The 3,258-nt window shown below is 53.4% G+C and carries 2 rRNA genes; both read left to right on the forward strand.

From position 1 onward, the window contains the following. Nucleotides 1-9 precede the first annotated feature (9 nt). Nucleotides 10-2,892: ribosomal RNA gene (locus tag AC1KVG_RS21650) — 23S ribosomal RNA — on the forward strand. A 173-nt stretch (nucleotides 2,893-3,065) separates the two neighbouring features. Next, nucleotides 3,066-3,180, forward strand: a 5S ribosomal RNA gene (gene rrf / locus AC1KVG_RS21655). The last annotated feature ends 78 nt before the right edge of the window (nucleotides 3,181-3,258 follow it).

The following is a 3,258-nucleotide window of genomic DNA, read 5'->3' on the forward strand; positions in this document are numbered from 1 at the left end:
GGGTTATATGGTCAAGCGAATAAGCGCACACGGTGGATGCCTAGGCGGTCAGAGGCGATGAAGGACGTGGTAGCCTGCGAAAAGTGTCGGGGAGCTGGCAACAAGCTTTGATCCGGCAATATCCGAATGGGGAAACCCACTGCTTCGGCAGTATCCTGCAGTGAATTCATAGCTGCTGGAAGCGAACCCGGTGAACTGAAATATCTAAGTAACCGGAGGAAAAGAAATCAACCGAGATTCCCTAAGTAGTGACGAGCGAACGGGGAACAGCCCTTAAGCTGGAATGGCTTTAGAAAAACAATCTGGAAAGATTGGCCATAGAAGGTGATAGCCCTGTATTTAAAAGGGCCACTCCAGTGAAGACGAGTAGGGCGGGGCACGTGAAACCCTGTCTGAATATGGGGGGACCATCCTCCAAGGCTAAATACTCCTGACCGACCGATAGTGAACCAGTACCGTGAGGGAAAGGCGAAAAGAACCCCGGAGAGGGGAGTGAAATAGATCCTGAAACCGTGTGCGTACAAGCAGTAGGAGCTCGCAAGAGTGACTGCGTACCTTTTGTATAATGGGTCAGCGACTTACTGTTCGTGGCAAGCTTAACCGTATAGGGGAGGCGAAGGGAAACCGAGTCTGATAAGGGCGCATAGTCGCGGGCAGTAGACCCGAAACCGGGTGATCTAGTCATGGCCAGGGTGAAGGTGCCGTAACAGGTACTGGAGGCCCGAACCCACGTCTGTTGCAAAAGACGGGGATGAGCTGTGATTAGGAGTGAAAAGCTAATCGAACCCGGAGATAGCTGGTTCTCCTCGAAAGCTATTTAGGTAGCGCCTCGGACGAATACTACTGGGGGTAGAGCACTGTTATGGCTAGGGGGTCATCGCGACTTACCAAACCATTGCAAACTCCGAATACCAGTACGTACTATCCGGGAGACACACGGCGGGTGCTAACGTCCGTCGTGAAAAGGGAAACAACCCAGACCCACAGCTAAGGTCCCAAATTCACTGCTAAGTGGAAAACGATGTGGAAAGGCATAGACAGCCAGGAGGTTGGCTTAGAAGCAGCCACCCTTTAAAGAAAGCGTAATAGCTCACTGGTCGAGTCGGTCTGCGCGGAAGATTTAACGGGGCTAAGCAGTGAACCGAAGCTTGGGGTGCGTAAAACTTCGGTTTTATGCGCGGTAGAGGAGCGTTCCGTAAGCCTGCGAAGGTGGATTGAGAAGTCCGCTGGAGGTATCGGAAGTGCGAATGCTGACATGAGTAACGATAATGCGGGTGAAAAGCCCGCACGCCGAAAGCCCAAGGTTTCCTTGCGCAACGTTAATCGACGCAGGGTTAGTCGGTCCCTAAGGCGAGGGCGAAAGCCGTAGTCGATGGGAAGCAGGTTAATATTCCTGCACCTCGCGTGAGTGCGATGGAGGGACGGAGAAGGTTAGGTGTACCGGGCGTTGGTTGTCCCGGGGAAAGGCGGTAGGTTTGGATCTTTGGCAAATCCGGGATCCTTTAAGACCGAGCACCGAGACGAGCCTTTATGGCAAAGTCACTGATACCACGCTTCCAGGAAAAGCTCCTAAGCTTCAGCTCACGAAGACCGTACCGTAAACCGACACAGGTGGGTAGGATGAGAATTCTCAGGCGCTTGAGAGAACTCGGGTGAAGGAACTAGGCAACATGGCACCGTAACTTCGGGAGAAGGTGCACCCTTTTTGGTGGCTCATGCGAGCTATAGCTGAAGAGGGTCGCAGAAACCAGGCCGCTGCGACTGTTTATCAAAAACACAGCACTCTGCAAACACGAAAGTGGACGTATAGGGTGTGACGCCTGCCCGGTGCTGGAAGGTTAATTGATGGGGTCAGCCGCAAGGCGAAGCTCTTGATCGAAGCCCCAGTAAACGGCGGCCGTAACTATAACGGTCCTAAGGTAGCGAAATTCCTTGTCGGGTAAGTTCCGACCTGCACGAATGGCGTAACGACAGCGGCGCTGTCTCCACCCGAGACTCAGTGAAATTGAAATCGCTGTGAAGATGCAGCGTTCCCGTGGCAAGACGGAAAGACCCCGTGAACCTTTACTATAGCTTTACACTGAACGTTGAGTTCGTCTGTGTAGGATAGGTGGGAGGCTATGAAACTGTGGCGCTAGCTGCAGTGGAGCCATCCTTGAAATACCACCCTGTCGTGCTTGACGTTCTAACCTAGATCCGTTATCCGGATCAGGGACCGTGTATGGTGGGTAGTTTGACTGGGGCGGTCTCCTCCTAAAGAGTAACGGAGGAGCACGAAGGTACGCTCAGCGCGGTCGGACATCGCGCACTGTGTGCAAAGGCATAAGCGTGCTTGACTGCAAGATCGACGGATCAAGCAGGTACGAAAGTAGGTCTTAGTGATCCGGTGGTTCTGTATGGAAGGGCCATCGCTCAACGGATAAAAGGTACTCCGGGGATAACAGGCTGATACCGCCCAAGAGTTCATATCGACGGCGGTGTTTGGCACCTCGATGTCGGCTCATCACATCCTGGGGCTGTAGTCGGTCCCAAGGGTATGGCTGTTCGCCATTTAAAGTGGTACGCGAGCTGGGTTCAGAACGTCGTGAGACAGTTCGGTCCCTATCTGCCATGGGCGTTGGAAGTTTGAGAGGGGCTGCTCCTAGTACGAGAGGACCGGAGTGGACGAACCTCTGGTGTTCCGGTTGTCACGCCAGTGGCATTGCCGGGTAGCTATGTTCGGAAGCGATAACCGCTGAAAGCATCTAAGCGGGAAGCGCGCCTCAAGATGAGACTTCCCGGGGCACAAGCCCCCTAAAGGAACCATATAGACTATGTGGTTGATAGGTCAGGTGTGTAAGTACAGCAATGTATTGAGCTAACTGATACTAATGATCCGTGCGGCTTGACCATATAACCTCAAGTTGCCTTGGTCCCAACGAACGTTGGTAGATCCGCAAACGCAAGCTACGTCACAAGTTAACTATGCGAGACGAGCGCTGTATGCGCTTCCCTTCGCAAGAGCCTGCACATCCTTGTGCAGACTTTTGAAGAGAAGCAAATATTGGCGACTCTCCAACCGTCTCCCTGGTGAAATTAGCGCTGTGGAACCACCCGATCCCATCCCGAACTCGGAAGTGAAACGCAGCTGCGCCGATGGTAGTGTGGCTCAAGCCATGCGAGAGTAGGTCATCGCCAGGGGCTTTACCCGAAACCCTCAGTCCAACAGGACTGGGGGTTTCTTTTTGCGTGGAATTCGGCGCGATACTCCGAGGCCGA

Source organism: Xanthomonas sp. NCPPB 3959, assembly GCF_056675575.1.